Raw genomic sequence first — 18,575 nt, 5'->3', positions numbered from 1 at the left:
GACCGTTCAGCGCTGAATACCCGCATGTTCGTTACCCCGTCAGATCGTCATTTCCGAAACTGTGTCGGGAATGACGAGTTCGGCTTCTGTCACCGCCATGACCTCGGCGACCGTGACGCCGGGAGCGGTCTCCATCAACGTCGCCTTGCCGTCCGGAAAGCAGATCACGGCGATGTCGGTGACGACGAGGTCGACCGTTCGCGACGACGTCAGGGGCAGGGTGCATTGTCTGACGATCTTCGATTTTCCCTTCGCGGCATGCTGCATCGCCACGATGACGCGTTTGGCGCCGGTGACGAGGTCCATCGCGCCACCCATGCCTGGCACCATCTTGCCTGGGATCATCCAGTTGGCGAGGTGCCCTTCCGCGTCGACCTGAAGGCCGCCGAGCACGGTCACGTCGACATGGCCGCCGCGGATCAATCCGAACGACATCGCACTGTCGAAGGTGCAGGCCCCCGGAAGCGCGCTGATCGGTCGTCCACCTGCATTGGTCAGAAGGGGATGGGCCAACCCTTGCTCCGGGATCGGGCCGGTGCCGATCAGTCCGTTCTCGGACTGGAAGAACACCTTGATGTCTGATGGCACGTAGTTGGCCACCAGCGTTGGAATGCCGATCCCGAGGTTCACCAGATGGCCAGTGCGAAGCTCGCGTGCCACGCGGCGGCCGATGATCTCTTGTGCATCCATGGTTCACTCGTTCGCTATGAGATAGTCGACAAGCGGCGCCGGTGTGACCACATGGTCGGGCGCGATGACGCCGACCGGAACGATGTGCTCGGCAGTCACGATCACGGTATCGGCGGCCATCGCCATGACGGGATTGAAGTTGCGCGCGGTCAGCGCATAAGAAAGGTTGCCGAGGTAATCGGCGAGGAAGGCGTGGACCAGCGCGAATTGGGCTCGCAATGCGGTCTCGAGCAGGAACGCTTTTCCGTCGATCTCAATCTGGCGTTTTCCTTCGGCAACCGTCGTTCCGACGCCGGTCGGCGTGAGCACGCCGCCGAGGCCGCAGCCTCCGGCGCGGATGCGCTCCACCAATGTCCCCTGCGGAATCAGGTCGACGGCAATCTGGTTGGCCAGCATCTGCTGCTGCGCTTTGGGATTGAGGCCGATGTGGCTTGCGGTCAGGCTTGAGACCAGGCCGGCATCGAACAGTTTGCCGATGCCCTTTCCGGGTATCGCCGCGTCATTGGAGATCAAGGCAAGGCCCGTCTTGTGCTGGCGTACGACTTCGTCGAGCAGGCGCTCCGGCGTCCCGACGCCCATGAAGCCGCCGACCATGATGCTCGCGCCGGCCGGGATCTTCGCAACGGCTTCTTCGACGGAAATAGCCTTCATGATTGGCACTCCGGCCGGCACGCGATTGATCGGGGCAGTACCGGTGCGATGCTGGTCCCCGCTCACCGCGTCGCTTTGATCTGTATCAAGAGTATTCGCTGCAGTGACGGATACCGGAGATCCGGCATCCGCATCTTGCGCTTTTGGGTAAGCGGGACGACGGGATTTCGCTTGCCGACTTCAAGACAATGGCGGAGGCTATGAGGGGCTGTCGGCTCGTCCTCATGCCCGACACTGGGCATGAATCGCGAATTGGCGGCGTTCTGTGACGGCTGGTTCGGCGGCCTCGCGAAATAGACGAAACCTTTAGTAGATTTCATCAAGAGAGGAGGATGCAATGTCGGACCCCCAAGTGGCAGCGGACAACGTCCGGGCGATGCTCACCGAAAATCTCGGCCGTGTTCGCAAGGCTAATTCGGACTATTTTGACATGCTTGAGAAGGGCTTGAGCTCCTCGCAGCTTCCGATTGCCGGGCAGGCCAAGCAGTTCTGCGATCATATGCGGCGGCAGACTTCGGCGACCTTCGACCTCTGCGACCGGCTGATCCAGGCCAAGGACGTGCCTGATGTAGTCAGAATTCAGTCCGAGTTCTTCCAGGACCAGATGCGAGCGCTGATGGAACAGGGGAGGAGCATGGGCGAATCGGCCATGAAAGCCGCAGCCGGCGTGTTTACTCCCAAGAGCTGATTTGCTTGCGGGCCGGGAGGTGGCTGATGGCCCTTCAATTCCTGGTCGTCGCAACCATCAGCGGATCCAACATCATGATCCGCGCGCTGGTGACCGTCGCTGTGGTCGCCATCGCCCGTATTGCGGAGCGACGACACCGGGAGGGCCGTTCAGTTCTGCAAATCGAGACCAGCCAACTGGGGCCGGTCCAGGAGCACGATCTGACGCTGGTTGTTGCCGATGAATCCGAGGATACCGAGCTCGTGCAGCCGTGACAATGCGCGAGAGACCGTCTCCAGCGTCAGGCCGAGATAATCAGCGATGTCGCGGCGGCACATCGGCAGCGCCAAGACGCCGGCCGCGGTCAGGCGCTTGTCCATTTCGAGCAGGAAAGCGACAACCCGCTCAAGCGACGTCTTGCGGCCGAGCAGCAGCATGTGATCCTCGGCATGCTGCAGGTTGTTCGTGGTCATGTTCAGCAGGTTGCGGGCGACCATGGCGTCGCTCTCGGCAACGAGTTCAAGGCTGCGACGCTTCACCAGGCGCACCGCGGTGTCGACGATCGCTTCGGCCGTGAAGCGATGCTCGCTGCCGTTCTCCAGCCCGAAGATATCGCCGACCAGGTGAAACGAGCCAATCTGGCGGCGGCCGTCTGAAAGCAGCTTGTAGCTTCGCACCGCGCCAGACTTGACCTGGTAGACGTAATCGGCAGGCTCTTTCTCGCCGTAGATCTCTGTCCCTTTCTTGTACGTAAATTCGTTGAGGGTCATCATCGGGTTGGAAGCGCTCGCCATGCCGAACGCGCCGAGCATATTAGGTAGGGACGCTGCCGGATCGATGTTAACATAGGAAAACATGGCCCAACTCCTCACCTGAACGTCACGAATTCTATCAGTCTTTAGAACTATTGCGCTGCAAGAATTCGGTATCGGGTCCGGTCTCGCCAAGGTTGATCTGCGACGAAGGCAGCATTCCTAATCATTGTCCCACGGACCATTGTACTATGGGACAAGTAGGCAATGGTGTCGGACTGGCGGCGAGATTGCCGGTCACGGTGCGGCTCCATGCCTCCTCGGAGGGAAAATTGCCTGGCCTCGTTCACGTGGTTGATGACGATGCGTCGTTTCGGACGGCCATTGAGCGGCGGCTGAAGCTCGCCGGTTATGAGGTCGCAACCTATCCGTCCGCTCAGCAGCTACTGGATCGTCTGTCGGACAATGAGCGGCTGGGATGCATCCTGCTCGATGTGCGGATACCAGGCCTGAGCGGTCCCGAACTGCAGGATCGTCTCAGCGAACTCGGTTCGACGCTGCCGATCGTGTTCCTCACCGGGTACGCCGACACTGCGACGACCGTGCGGGCAATCAAGGCCGGCGCTGAGGATTTCCTGACCAAACCAGTGTCTTCGGCACAGTTGATCGATGCAATCGAGCGCGCGATTGCCCGTCACGAGGCAACGCGCAGCCAGCGCATCAGGCTCGATTCCCATCGCTCGCTGCTTGCGAGATTGACCCCGCGCGAGCGACAGGTGTTCGAGTTGATCGTGCGCGGCAAGATCAACAAGCAGATCGCGCATCAATTGGGAACAACCGAGCGCACGGTGAAAGCACATCGCCACCAAGTGATGGAAAAGATGCAAGTGCACTCGCTCGCCGAATTGGTGTCGATCGCGGAACGGCTCGGCGTGCTCGATTCAAGCGACGATGCAGCCCGTTAGCGTTCGAAATCGAAGTATCGCAATCTTGCAGGAAAAATGCGCAGACCCTGTCGGGTTCCCTTAGGACAACCTGTACGAACGGACAATATCACATCTTAATGACAGCGCGTATCAGGCGCGTGTGAAATCAGCATGGTTTCTCGGCTCGCGGTCAGGTCGCCTTCTGCAGAAGATAGCCGAAAACATCCTCGAAAAGCTGAAGCCAGCACCTTGTCGAATCGAAGATCTGTTCTTGTCGTAGATGACGACCGATCCATGCTCAGGAGCCTTAAGCGTCTGCTGGGGCAGCACGGTTTTGACACGACGCTGTTCGATTCCGCCAGCGCGCTGCTTGGCCACGGCGATTTCGGCCGCGCCTTCTGCATCATCCTGGATATCAATCTGAATGGCCAATCCGGCATCGATCTGCGTCGCCGGCTCCTGGACAAGGGCATCACCCTGCCGGTCATCTATATCACTGGCAATGATAGCCACGCGAACCGCACGGCGGCGACGGAGTCGGGATGTGTCGCTTACCTGACCAAGCCGTTCTCGGCAAAATCGCTGATCGAGCCGATCGAAAAAATGGCAGCCGCTATCGCCTAGCGGAGCTTGCCGATATTCACTCATCAATATCCTGTTCGAAAACGCGTGCCGGTGCGCCTCTGCGCACGGTCGCAAATTGATCGAGCGGGAGTAGCGTCCTCACCGAAAGCAAGTTCGTGTCGACCACTTGCAGAAGGAGTTTCTTGCCGGAGTCCATGTCGTGCAGCAGGTTTAGGTCGGCGAGGTCACCCGCAATGCAGGTATTGGTGAGACACCACGTGAACGGAAGTCGATAGGTCGTACCCTGATCGACGGTGAGCGTGGCGCCGGCTGGCAGATAGAGGCCGACCGGCAGGAAAAGCTGTAGCCGCGCGCCGCTATTGTCCTCGCGCTCGGTCAGATAGACGCGAACCGCGGTCTGGCCGGTATTGAAACTGCCGCTGATGGTGGTGCGACAGACCATCTTGGCGCCGCCAGGCTTGAAGCAGACCTTCTCCCAGTCGCCGAACCTGATGTCGCGCGCTTCACGTTGGCCGCGAAGCGCGATTTCGGGCTCCCCGGCTTGCGCACCAGTCGGCACCTTTTGTCCATTCGCCGGCCCGGCCGCGATCATCGCTGATAATATCAGGGCGGCGAACAGGATCGAAAACGGTTCGGGAGGCTGCATCGTCATGGCTGTGCTCCTCAGCGCCGATCACCGTCGCTACTTGTGCCCGTCCAGGAACGCGCCGACGGGCGGCGCCCAGATCGGAATGGAGTCGGCTGAGCCGACCAGGAAATGTCCATCGTCGCCGAACGGCGGAAGAAGGTGGTATTCGGCGTTGCCGCCTGCGGCGGTGAACGCCTCGTGCATCCGTTTCGACAGCGTCGGGCCGAAGAACGTGTCGTTCGCAATGTAGATCCAGAGCATCGGCACCCGCGAGGTGCGACCGAATTCACTGATAGCCTCGACCAGTCTGTCCGGGGCGCAATTGTTGTTCGGCTTGCCATCGACGCGGCCGCCGCGTCCGGCAGCAAAGGTGATGATGGCTTTCACCTGCGGCGGGTTCACGCTTGAAAGTGCGATCGACGCCCAGCCGCCGGCCGATTGGCCGATCACGATGACGTCCTTCGGCACGATCTTCTTCTCGGCAGCCATATAGTCGATGATCCAGAGGTCGAGCTGCGCAACAGCCATGCCGGCGTCGCGGAAGTTCGGATTGGTGCAACTGCCGATCTTGGAGAAGAACGGTCCGTAGAGCCCGCGCTCGGGTATGTCGATGGCCGAGGCGCCGTAGCCCGACCCGACCGGTGCCACCACGAGGTAGCCGCGTCGCGCGAACCACATGGCGGCGTCGCGGAATTCGACCAGCGGAAAGAAGCTGCGCTGCACCGGGTCAAGTGACACGCCGTGATTCATGATGGCGAGCGGGAAAGGGCCGCCGCCGACCGGACGGACCACATAGGCGATGGTCGGCAAGACGAGCGGCAGCGCCCAGACTTCCTCCTGAATGTGCACGACAGCGTTCTGATCGTCAGGGCGCGCCGGCGCGATCTGGCTGAGAACAACGAACAGCATTATCAGGAATCGTGAGCAAGCCTGACCCATATCAGAGCTCCGTTGTTACGAGACGAGTTGACGGATCGAATCCGAAGCGACGCTTGATCCAGATCAATCCCGCTTGGCCGCAGGCCGCCGTTCATCGGAGCATTTCGGCGACCGCTATAGCGCCTCGTGACGAGCCAATTCACATGAAGTCATCGTCATCTCAGCAACCGGGATGGACGCGGCTCTTTCCGCCGGTGGAGTGGCTTACAAATTATCGGCTTTCCTTTCTGCCTTCGGACGCCGTCGCGGGAATTACGCTCGCCGCCTACGCGATACCGGTTTCGCTCGCTTATGCGGCGCTCGCCGGACTGCCACCGCATGTCGGAATCTACGGCTATCTGCTTGGCGGCGTCGGCTATGCGCTCCTCGGCTCCTCGCGTCAGCTAGCGATTGGTCCGACATCCGCGATCTCGCTCATGATCGCCGGCTCGGTCGGGGCTTTGGCCGCGGGCGATCCGGCGCGATACGCCGGCATCGCGAGCCTGGTGGCCTGCGCGGTGGCGTTGCTCTGCCTGATCGCCTGGCTGTTCAAGCTGAGCCTTCTGGTACGCCTGATCAGCGACAGCATCCTGGTGGGATTCAAGGCGGGCGCCGGGCTGACGATCATGATGACCCAGCTACCCAGCCTGTTCGGTGTCGCCGGCGGTGGCCACAACTTCTTTGACCGGGCTGTTCGGCTCGCCGGGCAGCTCGGCGACGTCCACTTGCTCGTTCTGACGATCGGTCTTGCTGCGCTGCTGCTGTTGTTGATCGGCGAACGCGTCCTGCCGGGCAAGCCGGTTGGACTCGCCGTCGTCGCACTGTCGATTCTGGTCGCATCGATATTTGGCCTGCCGGCGCTCGGAGTGCCGATCACCGGGGCGATCCCGCAAGGGCTGCCGGCGTTTGCAGTGCCGTCATTCGGACTGTCGGAGCCTGAAGAGTTGTTTCCGATCGCGGCCGGCTGTCTGTTGCTCGCCTATGTCGAGGGGGTTTCCGCAGCGCGGAGCTTCGCGGCCAAGCATGGCTACGGCCTCGATGTCCGGCAGGAGTTTCTGGGACTGGGTGCGGCCAACCTCGCGGCGGCGTTCGGCCACGGCTATCCGGTTGCCGGCGGCCTGTCGCAATCTGCGGTGAACGACGCGGCTGGGGCCCGTACGCCTTTGGCGCTGGTGCTCTGCTCGGTCACGCTCGCGCTGTGTCTGCTGTTCTTCACGGGACTGCTGACAAATCTTCCCAAGGCGGTGCTCGCTGCCATCGTTCTTGCCGCCGTATACAGGCTGGTCGATATCCCGGCGCTACTGCGCATGTGGAAAATCAGCCGGATCGATTTCTATGCTGCGGCGATCGCGCTCGCCTCGGTGCTGCTGCTTGGAATCCTGCAAGGCGTGCTGCTTGCGGCACTCGCATCCATCTTCCTGCTGCTCGTCCGCGCGTCGCAGCCGAATGTGGCGTTTCTCGGACGGCTCCCTGGAACCGGCCGCTATTCGGACAGCGCCAGGCATCATGGGGTGGAGCCGCTGGCTGGCGTCATCGCATTCCGTCCTGAAGCATCGCTGCTCTACGTCAACGCCGAGACGATCCTCGACGCCGTCCTGGCTGCGCTCCGAAAATCGTCGGATATCAAGCTGGTGGTCTGCGATCTCTCGGCATCGCCCTTCATCGATCTGGCCGGGGCGCGCATGTTGCATGATCTGCATGACGAACTGGCAGATCGTGAAGTGACGTTCTGCATCGTCGGCGCTCATGGCCAACTGCGCGACCTGTTGCAGGCAGATGGGCTGGCGGAAAAGACCGATAGCCGCAACTGGATGCGGACGCTCGACAGCGTGCTTGGCGAGAGCAACGCCGTCGGATGATCGATCGCCTGAGGACCTCGCCACGAGTTACGCGGCATTGACTTGGATCAAAGGGGCAGCGGAGGGAGCCAGCACGATCAAACGTCGGCGTTCACGACGATCGGAGAGATCAGCCGTCGAGCGCGTCTGACGCGAGAAGTAGTGTTGGAAAAATTTCTCTAAATCGCTCTTGGAGGTAAATCATGAGACAAGTTGGGGTGATCGCGCTGATGGCAATGCTGGCCTTGGCAGGACTGAGTACGCCGTCGCGGGCGGAGACCGGCCAGGTTGCAGTCGTCTTCACCAAAGGCGGCTTTGTCATCGGCGTCGGCGGCGGCGAGGGCGTGCTGATACTCCGCGGCAAACGTTATCCATTCACTGTTTCCGGCATGAGCGTTGGCTTTACGATCGGAGCCTCGACCACCAAGTTTGTTGGGCGTGCGCTGAATTTGCGGGGGCCTGAGTCCATCGAAGGCAGCTACGCCGTGGTCGGCGCCGGTGGCGCCGTTGCCGCCGGCGCCGGAGGCGTTCAGTTGCAGAATGCCAATGGCGTGATCTTGCAGCTCAGCGGTCCGAGGATTGGCGCCGAAGTGTCAGCAGCCGTCGGTGGCGTCACCATACGATTGAAATAATCGCGGGGCGGCCAGGGCTGCGTTGCCCTGGTCCGCTTCTCGGGGGGGCGAGGAGCTCTTGTGCAATGCGCGAGAGTCAATCCGCCCAAGGAGCGTCCTCCTGCCAGTCTGGACGGTAGATGGAAGCGGACATTCCGGCTTTCAGAGTTGTCAGCGAGGTTGGGGCTGCGCTCCCGGAGCGCCACTCTGCGCTCCTCCTCCTGGCTGCATGGAGCGCGCCCGCTCAAGGAGCGTCAGAGTGGTGTCAACGCATGCCTTCATGGAGTCTTGTGGATCGCAGCGCACTGCCACTATCGAGTCGCCATTCCGCAGGAAGAACGAGGCGCCGCCTCGGCGCGCTCCCCCGCGACCAGATTCGCCGATCGCTCGCAGAACATCGTCCAGATCACGATCCATTCGGGAGTGTGATGAGTCTCGCTGATCTGAGCTGGGAGCGTTCTGACTGAAGGCGGGCGGAGAGATAAGCAAAAGCGTGACGGTGAGGGCAAAGGCTTTATTCATCGTGCGTCTCCTCATTGTGAGCGAGTTGAGACGCCGGAGCGGAACGATCCTGGTCGTGATCCGCTCCGGCTCACCCCTGAGATGCTCAGTCGCGGCACACGCGCCTACGAATGATAAGGATAAAGTCGCGGTCCTCATCGCTCAAGCTGCGGGTAAGGAAATAGCACCCTCCTCCCTCACCTCCACCGCGTCGTTCGGCCAACCTCTCGGCGAGCCGCCCCCGTAGACCGCCGTGCCAGCCTCCATCGTCCTCATCCTCCTCGCGATCACGCCACTGGCCCATCCGCTCGCGCAGGCGGCCCCGCATCTCCTGTCGATCTCGCAGAAGGTCGATAATGAGATCCCGCAAGTCTTCGCGCGTTTGAATCCGGTCTCTCAGAAGGTCTCTCAAATCGCTGCCCACATCGCCGTCCCTGCCGTGCCATCCTTGGGCTGATGCGGGGCTTGTTGTCGTGCAGACAAGTGGGGCAGATGCAGCAATCGCTAGAACTGCTGCGACAATCACTGGCAGCCGTGTCATTGCGCTCTCCTCTCGTTGCGGGCAAGATTCGAAGACCGAATGATTGCTGTGCCGCCGTTGGCGAATCGCGACGGATGGTGAGATGATCCTCGAACCTATCCCTGCTTGGCCGGAATGGGCGGCCATTACTAATGCTATTTGTGCGCGGCGTCGCTCCCTTGACATAGATCAAGCTGGCGTCGCGAGTCCCGGATAGCCGATCGGAGAATCCAGGAACTTGAGACTTCGCCGCAACCGTCAGTATCGCTCGTCAACAAACGTCACCCCGCGCAGTGCGGTCTGGTCGTTGTAGCGCCCCTTGGTGGAGCGCTTTGGCAGCTTGACCTTGTTGCGGCGAACGCGCTTGTACGGGATCAAGTCCAGGACCTGCGAGATACAGTTCAACCGCGCCCGGCGTTTGTCGTCGGAGCGGATGATGTGCCATGGCGCATGTTTCGAGTTGGTGGCCTTGAACATCAGGTCGCGTGCCCGCGAGTAGGCGTACCAGCGTCGATAGGATTCCGTATCCATCGGGCTCAGCTTCCATTGTCGCAGCGGATCGTTGATCCTGGCCCTGAATCGTCGCTCCTGTTCCTCCATCCCCACTTCGAGCCACAGCTTGATCAGGACGATGCCGGCCTCAACGACGTAGTGCTCCACAGTGGGGCACAGCTCAAGGAAGCGCTTGTGCTCGGCGGGGGTGCAGAAGCCCATCACATATTCGACCCCGGCCCGATTGTACCAGCTCCGGTCGAAGATGACGATCTCGCCCGCGGCGGGGAAATGCTGCATGTAGCGCTGGATGAACATCTGCGTCTTTTCGCGATCCGAAGGCGCAGGGAGCGCGACGACACGAAACACGCGCGGGCTGACCTTTTCCGTGATCGCCTTGATCGTGCCTCCCTTGCCCGCCGCATCCCTGCCTTCGAACAGGATGATGACCCGCGCCTGGGTCGCTTTCACCCATTCCTGGAGATGGCATAGCTCGACTTGGAGCTTCTCCAGTTCCTTCTCATAGATCTTTCGCTTCATCCGTGCGGCGGGCGCATCTGCCATGTCTAGGCTTTCCACTGCTTCAGATCGTCTCGAACCGGCCGTTCAATCGCCCCAGGCAATGGTAACGCCGATGTCGCCGGGCACCCCGCCGGGAAAGTCGATGACCTGATAGCGGATGCGGTAGCCGCGCGGCTTCAGGTAGTCGGTCCAAAGCTGGTAGATCTCCTTGGGAATCCCGGTCAGCGTGGCTTCCCAGCCCGCTTCCATCTGGTTGATGGCGCGGCCCTTGTCGGTGCACAGCGAATTCGGGAACCGATACACCAGGACCTCGGTCAATCCATTCCGCACGGCGCGTTGGATGATGGTCGATGCCAATTGGACCTTTTCCTCCTCGGACTTGCCCGAGGGCCGGCTGAGCCGCTCGATCAGTGCTTTCTTCTCGGCCTCGGCGGCGGCCGCGCGGCGGACATACTCATCCGCCTTTTCCGCCTCGCGGAGGGCGGCCTCCTTCTGGATCTGGCTGGCGCTGGGGATCAGGTCATCAATGTTCGCGGGCATGGCTGACATCTCCTGAGTGGCCGTTTCCAATGGTCGTTCGCGAAAGGCTAGGGCCGGGTAGGGGCGCACCTTTGATCCAGATCAAGCGACCTCCCGGGCGGCGGTATCCAGATTGAAGGGTCAAACCCAATTCCTGACCCGGAGAAACAGTTGAGCGAGCAGCTTCATCCAATGGCGCCCCACCATCTGCCTTTTTTCATCACCCCGCCGAACGAGGTCGACGTGCTGATGGTTGTCATGGGGATCTTCCTGGTCGCCGTCGTGCTCTGGGTCGGCACGCTCTACTGGCGCCTGCACAGCCTGCCCGAGCGGATGGCGCACAAATCGCAAAAGCTGCAGTTCGAGATCGTCGCGGTCCTCGGCTTACTGGCGCTTTTCACGCACATCCACCTGTTCTGGGTCGCGGCGCTGTTGCTCGCCATGATCGATCTTCCCGACTTCAGCACGCCGCTGCGCAGCATTGCCGGCTCGGTGGAGAAGATGGCGAGTGCCGCAGCGGATGAAGGCGGCGCGGCAAAGCCTGAAACCAAACCGGATCCCGCAGTTCCGGCCGCCTCATCGGAGACGAAGGCAAGGGAGCCCAGCAATGCTTGAGCTCCTGATCTGCTCCCTCGTGACGATCCTTCCAGACTATCTCTATCGCCGCTATGTCCAGGGCAAGCGCTTCGGCAAGGAGATCACGTTCTTCTCGGTCTGGTTCGAGCTGAGGTGGGGCATCACCGGCTGCCTGATGCTCACGATAGCGCTGATCACCATGATCTTCTATTTCCACCCTGCCACCGACAGCGCCACGCTATTCTTCCGGACGATCCCTATCCTCCCGGAAACCTCCGGACGCGTCGCGGAAGTCAATTTCGGCTTCAGTGCCTCGGTGAAGAAAGGCGATGTGATCTTCAGGCTGGACAATTCGAAGCAGGAAGCGGCCGTTGAGACAGCCAAGCGCAAAGTCGCCGAGGTCGATGCTGCGCTGGTGGCGGCGGAGGCCGACGTCGTCAAGGCCGAGGCGCAGACACAGGAAGCCAGGAGCGCGCATCAGCAAGCGAAGGACGAATTGGATACCAAGAGCGATCTGCAGCGCCGCAATCCCGGCATCGTGCCGCAGCGCGATATTGAAAAACTTCAAGTCCTGGTCGATCAGCGGCAAGCCGGGATTGATGCCGCAGTGGCTACCAAGCAGTCTGCGACCCTTCGGCTCTCAACACTGCTGCCGGCGGAGAAGGCAAGCGCCGAAGCCAGCTTGGCGCAGGCCCAGGTGGATCTGGACAAGACTTTCGTTCGCGCCGGCGTCGATGGACGTGTGGAGCAGTTCCTTCTTCGCGTCGGTGACGTCGTCAATCCGCTGATGCGGCCGGCCGGGATCCTTATCCCGGAGGGGGCGGGGCGGCGGGTCTTGCAGGCCGGGTTCGGCCAGATCGAGGCGCAGGTGATGAGGGAAGGCATGGTGGCGGAAGCGACCTGCATCTCAAGACCGTGGGTCATCATCCCGATGGTGGTCACGACGGTCCAGGATTACATTGCCGCCGGCCAGTTCCGAGGTGGCGAGCAACTGCTCGAAGCGCAAAACATCCTCCGGCCGGGGACCGTCCTGGTGTTCATGGAGCCGCTCTTTAAGGGAGGTCTCGAAGGGGTCACGCCGGGCAGCAGTTGCATCGTCAACGCCTACACCAGCAATCATGAGGAAATTTCCAACAAGGAAACCAGCGCGGGCCGCCGCATCGCGCTGCACGTGGTCGACGGCGTGGGACTGGTGCACGCATTGCTGCTGCGCATCCAGGCGCTGCTGTTGCCGATCAAGACCCTGGTGTTCACCGGCCATTGATGCGTGGTGAGGACGGAAAGCGCCTGAGGGGTTCTGGAAGGGGGCATGAGATGAGAGGACTTCGCAGGTCTGCATTGTTTGCTGCAACATTGGCCGCTTCCGTCTTGGGACTGTCAGAAAGGGCGACCGCGTTCGATCTCACAGGCGCATGGGTCACGAGCGCCGACCAATGCAACAAGGTATTCACGCGCAAGGGCAGGGCAAGGCAGGTCACCTTCACCAGATTTCCCGGCGTCTATGGCGGTGGCTTCATCGCCGAGCCTGATCGCCTGAGAGGCAAGTTCGAGAACTGTTCGATCAAGTCCAGGAAGGACGACGGCCAGAACATCAACATCGTCGTGAGCTGCGCCAATGGCATCATGCTCTCAAACGTGCAATTCTTCCTGAAAGTGGTCGATGACAACAGCGTCACGCGGCTGTTTCCCGGCGTCGAAGGCATGGAGGTCACGTACCATCGCTGCCAGCTATAGGCCGGACCGTTGAGACCGTAGGCTGCGGTGCAATTTTGGCGCTAAAGTTGGGATAGAGTGCAGCCGTCCAAACGGTGAAGTTGCCGGGGAGAAAGATGAGCAGACGCATCATCGTTGATGCGGTCAGCACGGGCCGGGCAGTTGTTGCCCTGTGCCTGTGCGTCTGTCTGCTGGCGTGGCTTGCCATCCTGCCTGGGCCGGCGAGCGCCGCCGCACGCGGCGAACCGAAACGCGTGCTGCTGCTCCATTCGTTCGGGCGAGACTTCCGACCATGGAGCGAATTTGCCCGGGCCATCCGGGCGGAGCTCGAGCGCCAATCGCCGTGGCCGCTGAACCTCCAGGAACAGACGCTACTGGCGGCGCGATTCAACAATTCGGGCTCGGAAGCGCCCTTCGTCGATTATCTGCGCGCGCTCTATCAGGGTGCGGCGCCCGACATTGTGATCAGCATCGGGGCACCTGCGGCCGGGTTCGTCCAGAAATACCGCGCGGAGCTCTTCCCAGGGACGCCCATGGTCCTGACGGCGGTCGAACAGCGATTGGTGAACCGCGCCGGACTCACAGACAACGACACGGTCATTTCGGTGCACAATGATTTCTCAACCTTTTTCGCCAGCATTCTTAAGGTCCTGCCGGAGACGCAGACGATTGCCGTTCTGATCGGCGCCTCGCCCCTGGAGAAGTTCTGGCTCGAGGAAGCAAAAAGGGAAGCGAAGCCGTTCGAAAGCCGGATCGCATTCGTGTGGTACGCGGACCTGTCATTCCAGGAAATCCTGCAGCGGGCGGCGACACTTCCGCCACACACCGTCCTGTTCTGGGGCTTGATGTCGGTCGACGCGGCAGGTGTTGCCCATGAAGGCGATCTCGCATTGCGCAGTCTTCATGCAGTCGCGAATGCCCCTATCTTTTCCTTCCAGGAAGCCTTTTTCGGCCAGGACACGGTCGGCGGCCCGATGCATTCCATCAGCGCATCGAGCGAGAAAACCGTCAATGCCGTGATCCGGATTCTCGGTGGCGAGAAGCCGGCCGACATCAAGATCGAGCCGATTGGATTTGCAGCTCCGAAATACGACTGGCGCGAGCTGCAACGCTGGGGCATCAGCGAGAGCAACCTGCCCGCGGGAAGCGAAATCCTGTTTCGCGAGCCGACATTCTGGGAAAGATATCGATGGCAGGTCGCGCTCATCGCGAGCGTGATTCTGGTGCAGGCTGGCCTGATCAGTGGATTGCTCCATGAACGTCGTCGCCGTCGTCTCGCTGAGGTCGAAGCGCGGCAACGGCTGGCGGAGCTTGCGCGGGTCAACCGCTATTCGGCTGCCGGAGAGATGGCGACCTCGCTCGCACATGAGCTGAACCAGCCGCTCGGCTCCATTCTCACCAATACCGAAACGGCGGAGCTGATGCTGAAATCGATCTCGCCAGATCTCGACGAAATACGAGAAATCCTGGCCGACATCAGGCGTGATGATCAGCGGGCGAGCGAAGTGATCCGCCGTCTTCGCAACATGCTGAAAAGGGCGCCAATTGAAGTTAGCGAGATTGATCTCAACGAGACCGTAAGGGAAGCCGTCGGCGTCATTTCGGCTTCGGCGGAAGGCCGCGATGTGATGCTGAAATATGTTCCGGCGCCAATGACGCTGCGCGTCAAGGGAGATTCCATCCAACTTCAGCAGGTTGTCCTCAATCTCATCATGAACGCGATCGACGTTATATCGGAATCGCAAAGCGAGAAGCGGGAGGTGATCGTCGCGATGGGCATCTCGAATGAACAGGCCGAGATCCTGGTCGGTGATACCGGCCCGGGCGTCGCCGACGATCATCTGAAGGATGTCTTTGAGCCGTTCTTCACCACCAAGACGCACGGCATGGGAATGGGACTCGCGATCGCCCGCACGATCGTGGAAGCGCACCACGGCCAGATCACCGTGGAAAACCGGAGCGGCAGCGGGGCGCTGTTCCGCATCAAACTGCCACTTGCTCGCTAACCTTCGGCACGACCTGTCTTCGCCGCGGGAGTTGGTCCCGATCCAGGTATCCGCGCGAACATGTCGCGTCGCAGCAATGCCGCTATCCAGATGAACGGCGCTTGGTTTCTTTGATCTCGATCAAGAGACGCGCATGCCGTGGACTGATGCTTGCGGCATGTGAGGCTCATGGAGGTTGTGATGTCTCGTTGCGGCAGGATCTTGCTCGCGCTCGCACTGTTTCTGTTGGCTCCCGTCGCAGCCTTTGCGCAGGCGACCAGTTCTCCGCCCGATCAGGGCGGTCAGCCGCAGGGGGCGTCACAGGCTGCGCCGAGCGAACAATTGTTGAAGCCTGAACAGCTCGAGGCGCTGGTCGCGCCGATTGCACTCTATCCCGACGACCTCCTGGCGAACGTGCTCGCGGCGTCGACCTATCCGCTGGAGATCGTGCAGGCCGACCGTTGGGTGACTTCGCACAAGAACCTGAAGGGCGATGCACTGAAGAACGAGGTCGACAAACAGTCCTGGGACGACAGCGTGAAGGCATTGGTCAGCACCGCAGCGGTTCTTTCGATGATGAGCGACAAGATCGACTGGACCAAGAATCTCGGCGATGCCGTGCTCGCGCAGCAGCCAGATGTGATGGACGCGATCCAGCGGCTCCGCGCCAAGGCCCAGGCCAACAACAAGCTGGTGACGACCAAGCAGCAGAAGGTCAGCGTGCAGACCCAGGACAACAAGCAGGTGATCGTCATCGATTCGGCTGCCCCAAATACGATGTACGTTCCCTATTACGATCCGGCCACCGTCTACGGCACGTGGCCATATGCGGACTATCCGCCCTATTACTTCGGCTACCCATCTTATATTGGCGCGGGCGTGATCGCGGCGGGCCTTGCCTTCGGTACTGCCTGGGCGATCGGCCGCTGGGGTAATTATTGGGGCGGCGGCTTCAATTGGGGCAACCGCAACCTCTACGTCAACCACTACAACAGGGTCACCAACGTCGGAAACAATTGGCAGCACAACCCGGCGCATCGGCAAGGCGTCCGATACAACAACGCCAATGTTCAGCAGCGTTTCGGCAACAACAACCTGAAGGCGGGAAGTGCCAACCGGATGGATTTCCGCGGCCGCGGCGGCGAGCAGGTGCTGCGTCCCGGACAGGATCGACCCGGCGGCGGTGATCGCGTCGGAGATCGCGCTGGTGATCGCGGCCGCGAGGGCGTCGCCTCTCGTGATCGTCCCGGCGGAGATCGCGCCAATCGCTCAGCCGCGGCCGATCGCGCCAAAGCAGGGGGCGGTCGTGCGGGGGCTGCTGACCGCGGTCGCAATGCGGCGCGTGGCGGCGGCGGCCGCGACACGGCCTTCAAAAATGTGTCATCCGGCAGGGCTGCCAATCTGCAGGCCGCCCGAGGCCAGGCAAGCTTTGCCGGACGGGCGGGAGGCGCTGTTGCCTTAGCCGGCCGCGGGGGCGGTGGTTTCCAGGGCGCCGCGATTCGCGGGGGCGGTGGAGGTTTCCGTGGCGGAGGCGGCGGGGGCTTCCGTGGTGGCGGCGGACGGCGCTCCGATATCGCGCTGAAGCATGACGTCGTGCTGCTCGGCCACCTCGCCAACGGTCTTGGCTACTACCGCTTCAGCTATCTCGGCAGCAACAAGTCCTATGTCGGTGTGATGGCGCAGGAAGTGCAGGGCATCATGCCGGAAGCTGTCACGCGCGGTAGCGACGGCTATCTCAGGGTCTACTACGACAAGCTCGGATTGAAATTCCGGACCTACGGCGACTGGCTTGCCGCCGGCGCGCGGATTCCCACAGCATCGGAGCCAACACCATGACGATCGTTCAGTCGCTCCGGTTGGCGCACCCCGCGGCCGCTGTCGCCGCCCTCATCATGCTGGCGCTCCCGATCACATCGGCTCACGCGCAACAGGCCTATCCTTCGCCGGAGGGCGCCGCGGCCGCGCTGGCTGCCGCCGTCAAGACCGGCGAGAAGAGAGCCGTGCTGAAGGTTCTCGGCAAGGACGCCGAGGACATCATCGCGTCAGGCGATGATGTCGCCGACGCCGAGACGCGTGAACGCTTCGTGTCCGCGTATGAAGCCAAGCATTCGATCAAGGCGGAAGGAAACAAGAAGGCAACGCTCATCCTGGGCGCGGATGACTTCCCGTTCCCGATCCCTCTGGTTAACAACAGGGATGGCTGGGAGTTTGATTCCGCCGCGGGTCGCCTCGAGATCCTGTATCGCCGCATCGGACGCAACGAGCTCGATGCCATTCAAACCGCGCTCGCCTTTGTCGATGCCGAGAACGAGTATGCGGACAAGGATCGCACCGGCGACGGCGCCGGGCTCTATGCGCAACGGATTGTCAGCACTCCCGGCAAGAAGGATGGCCTGTTCTGGCGCGACGATCGCGACCAAAGTCCCCTCGGTGAGCTCGCGGCGCAGGCGGCAACGGAAGGCTATAAGGCTGGCGCGGAGGGCAGCGCGCCCTACCACGGCTACTACTTCCGAATCCTGAAAGGGCAGGGGCCCAACGCGCCCGGTGGAGCCGTGAATTATGTCGTTAAAGGCAAGATGATCGGCGGCTTCGGGCTGATCGCCTATCCCGCAGAGTATGGCAATTCAGGTGTCATGACCTTCATGGTCAACCACGCGGGCACCGTTTATCAGAAGGATCTCGGCGAACGCACGGCGGTCATCGCCAAGCGTACGTATCTGTTCGATCCGGACCAGACGTGGAAGAAGGTGGACGCGACGAATCCTTGAAAACGCGGAAACATTGCAATGGAATCATCTGCAATTCGTCTTGCGGTGATCGCGCTGCTCGCCTTCGTATTTCCGGTAACGTCATCGCAAGCGCAAGCGCCGGGCTACGTGCGGGTCAATTTCGCGAAAGCGGGCCTGCTGGTCGGCGCCGGCGGCGGCACCGGCGTCCTGACATATCGCGGCCGCAACTATCCGTTCCGGGTTTCCGGCCTCAGCCTCGGCGTCACCGCCGGCGCATCCGTCAGCCGGCTGGAAGGTTGGGCCTCCGGCATAGTTGACGTGACCGATTTTGCCGGCACCTATAGCGCGGTCGGCGCCGGCGGCGCCCTGGTTGGCGGCGCAGGAGGCGTCAACTTGAGAAATGAAAAGGGCGTCGTGCTCATCCTGAAGGGGCCGAAAGCGGGAATGGAGTTCGCCGCCAACCTCAGCGGCCTGAGGATTTCGATGAAGTGAGTTATCGGGAGGAGCGGAAGTCGTCCGCTCAAGCCGAGTTTCTCCGCTTGTGACAATGAGCGGACATTCGTGCCAGAAATGTCGCTCGAAGCGACCAACGCGAATGAGACCGAGCTACGGTCTCGGTTGGGGCGCGCACACCGGGTTGCAAAATAAGGACAAACTGGCGCGCCGGGCAGAGCGAGACCGGGACCTCGTACATCGTTGCGGTGCCTACGCCGCACAACATGCGACACGGCCCCTTTGATCACGCTCCGCAC

The 18,575-nt window shown here is 61.5% G+C and carries 20 protein-coding genes; 13 read left to right on the top strand and 7 right to left on the bottom strand.

All coding sequences use genetic code 11. The features are described from left to right. Positions 1-39: 39 nt before the first annotated feature. Together ACZIRK_RS06970 and ACZIRK_RS06965 are read right to left on the bottom strand one after the other, a co-directional pair. The gene (locus tag ACZIRK_RS06970; protein WP_130225812.1) at positions 40-690 is read right to left on the bottom strand and encodes a 3-oxoacid CoA-transferase subunit B; all 651 of its coding nucleotides are present in this window, start codon (positions 688-690) and stop codon (positions 40-42) included. A gap of 3 nt (positions 691-693) precedes the next feature. Next, on the bottom strand, positions 694-1,341 hold the full coding sequence (locus tag ACZIRK_RS06965) for a CoA transferase subunit A (RefSeq protein WP_130225813.1): 648 nt from the start codon (positions 1,339-1,341) through the stop codon (positions 694-696). Positions 1,342-1,678: 337 nt separating this feature from the next. On the opposite strand from ACZIRK_RS06965, the gene ACZIRK_RS06960 reads away from it, so the two are divergent. Beyond that, positions 1,679-2,029: a phasin gene (locus ACZIRK_RS06960; RefSeq protein WP_130225814.1), complete on the top strand. Its 351-nt coding sequence runs from the start codon at positions 1,679-1,681 to the stop codon at positions 2,027-2,029. A gap of 149 nt (positions 2,030-2,178) precedes the next feature. Here ACZIRK_RS06960 and ACZIRK_RS06955 read toward each other — a convergent pair whose 3' ends face one another. After that, positions 2,179-2,865 carry a helix-turn-helix domain-containing protein gene (locus tag ACZIRK_RS06955; RefSeq protein WP_028162479.1) on the bottom strand — a complete coding sequence of 229 codons (687 nt, stop codon included), beginning with the start codon at positions 2,863-2,865 and terminating at the stop codon, positions 2,179-2,181. A 227-nt stretch (positions 2,866-3,092) separates the two neighbouring features. On the opposite strand from ACZIRK_RS06955, the gene ACZIRK_RS06950 reads away from it, so the two are divergent. Both ACZIRK_RS06950 and ACZIRK_RS06945 read left to right on the top strand, forming a co-directional pair. After that, positions 3,093-3,725 (top strand): response regulator transcription factor, encoded by a 633-nt coding sequence (locus ACZIRK_RS06950; protein WP_165435205.1) that lies wholly within the window; start codon positions 3,093-3,095, stop codon positions 3,723-3,725. Positions 3,726-3,857: 132 nt separating this feature from the next. After that, positions 3,858-4,310, top strand: coding sequence for a response regulator (locus ACZIRK_RS06945; RefSeq protein ID WP_349645071.1), 453 nt, complete (start codon positions 3,858-3,860; stop codon positions 4,308-4,310). Between the two features lie 16 nt (positions 4,311-4,326). Here ACZIRK_RS06945 and ACZIRK_RS06940 read toward each other — a convergent pair whose 3' ends face one another. Continuing rightward, positions 4,327-4,923, bottom strand: a complete 597-nt coding sequence (locus tag ACZIRK_RS06940) for an invasion associated locus B family protein (protein ID WP_245474705.1) — start codon at positions 4,921-4,923, stop codon at positions 4,327-4,329. A gap of 30 nt (positions 4,924-4,953) precedes the next feature. Next, positions 4,954-5,808, bottom strand: coding sequence for an alpha/beta hydrolase family protein (locus tag ACZIRK_RS06935; protein ID WP_245474706.1), 855 nt, complete (start codon positions 5,806-5,808; stop codon positions 4,954-4,956). A gap of 173 nt (positions 5,809-5,981) precedes the next feature. Between ACZIRK_RS06935 and ACZIRK_RS06930 the strand changes: the two genes are divergently transcribed. The 3 genes from ACZIRK_RS06930 to ACZIRK_RS06920 all read left to right on the top strand — a co-directional run bounded on the left by ACZIRK_RS06930 (position 5,982) and on the right by ACZIRK_RS06920 (position 9,224). Beyond that, positions 5,982-7,676, top strand: coding sequence for a SulP family inorganic anion transporter (locus tag ACZIRK_RS06930; RefSeq protein WP_130225817.1), 1,695 nt, complete (start codon positions 5,982-5,984; stop codon positions 7,674-7,676). 182 nt (positions 7,677-7,858) lie between these two features. Further along, positions 7,859-8,287: a hypothetical protein gene (locus ACZIRK_RS06925; protein WP_028162473.1), complete on the top strand. Its 429-nt coding sequence runs from the start codon at positions 7,859-7,861 to the stop codon at positions 8,285-8,287. A 733-nt stretch (positions 8,288-9,020) separates the two neighbouring features. Beyond that, on the top strand, positions 9,021-9,224 hold the full coding sequence (locus ACZIRK_RS06920; RefSeq protein WP_165435201.1) for a hypothetical protein: 204 nt from the start codon (positions 9,021-9,023) through the stop codon (positions 9,222-9,224). Between the two features lie 321 nt (positions 9,225-9,545). Here ACZIRK_RS06920 and ppk2 read toward each other — a convergent pair whose 3' ends face one another. Both ppk2 and ACZIRK_RS06910 read right to left on the bottom strand, forming a co-directional pair. Next, positions 9,546-10,343, bottom strand: coding sequence for a polyphosphate kinase 2 (gene ppk2, locus ACZIRK_RS06915; RefSeq protein ID WP_130225820.1), 798 nt, complete (start codon positions 10,341-10,343; stop codon positions 9,546-9,548). A 42-nt stretch (positions 10,344-10,385) separates the two neighbouring features. After that, positions 10,386-10,841, bottom strand: a complete 456-nt coding sequence (locus tag ACZIRK_RS06910; RefSeq protein WP_130225821.1) for a hypothetical protein — start codon at positions 10,839-10,841, stop codon at positions 10,386-10,388. A 150-nt stretch (positions 10,842-10,991) separates the two neighbouring features. On the opposite strand from ACZIRK_RS06910, the gene ACZIRK_RS06905 reads away from it, so the two are divergent. The 7 genes from ACZIRK_RS06905 to ACZIRK_RS06875 all read left to right on the top strand — a co-directional run bounded on the left by ACZIRK_RS06905 (position 10,992) and on the right by ACZIRK_RS06875 (position 18,315). Beyond that, the gene (locus ACZIRK_RS06905) at positions 10,992-11,435 is read left to right on the top strand and encodes a hypothetical protein (RefSeq protein WP_207231020.1); all 444 of its coding nucleotides are present in this window, start codon (positions 10,992-10,994) and stop codon (positions 11,433-11,435) included. Beyond that, positions 11,428-12,660: an HlyD family secretion protein gene (locus tag ACZIRK_RS06900; protein ID WP_463327101.1), complete on the top strand. Its 1,233-nt coding sequence runs from the start codon at positions 11,428-11,430 to the stop codon at positions 12,658-12,660. Before ACZIRK_RS06905 ends, ACZIRK_RS06900 begins: the two co-directional genes overlap by 8 nt. Before the next feature lie 104 nt (positions 12,661-12,764). Continuing rightward, complete coding sequence (locus ACZIRK_RS06895) at positions 12,765-13,130, top strand: hypothetical protein (RefSeq protein WP_463327100.1); 366 nt, start codon at positions 12,765-12,767, stop codon at positions 13,128-13,130. Between the two features lie 95 nt (positions 13,131-13,225). Next, entirely contained in the window at positions 13,226-15,115 is a 1,890-nt protein-coding gene (locus tag ACZIRK_RS06890) for a sensor histidine kinase (RefSeq protein WP_130225822.1), read from the top strand. Positions 15,116-15,295: 180 nt separating this feature from the next. Then, complete coding sequence (locus ACZIRK_RS06885; RefSeq protein ID WP_463327099.1) at positions 15,296-16,930, top strand: DUF3300 domain-containing protein; 1,635 nt, start codon at positions 15,296-15,298, stop codon at positions 16,928-16,930. A 56-nt stretch (positions 16,931-16,986) separates the two neighbouring features. After that, positions 16,987-17,862: a DUF2950 domain-containing protein gene (locus tag ACZIRK_RS06880; protein ID WP_463327119.1), complete on the top strand. Its 876-nt coding sequence runs from the start codon at positions 16,987-16,989 to the stop codon at positions 17,860-17,862. A gap of 18 nt (positions 17,863-17,880) precedes the next feature. Then, complete coding sequence (locus ACZIRK_RS06875; protein ID WP_130231530.1) at positions 17,881-18,315, top strand: hypothetical protein; 435 nt, start codon at positions 17,881-17,883, stop codon at positions 18,313-18,315. Positions 18,316-18,575: the final 260 nt, after the last annotated feature.

The organism is Bradyrhizobium sp. Leo114 (assembly GCF_055229415.2).
Note: the sequence above shows the minus strand (reverse complement) of the source record. Positions and strands in the feature narration are given on the sequence as shown.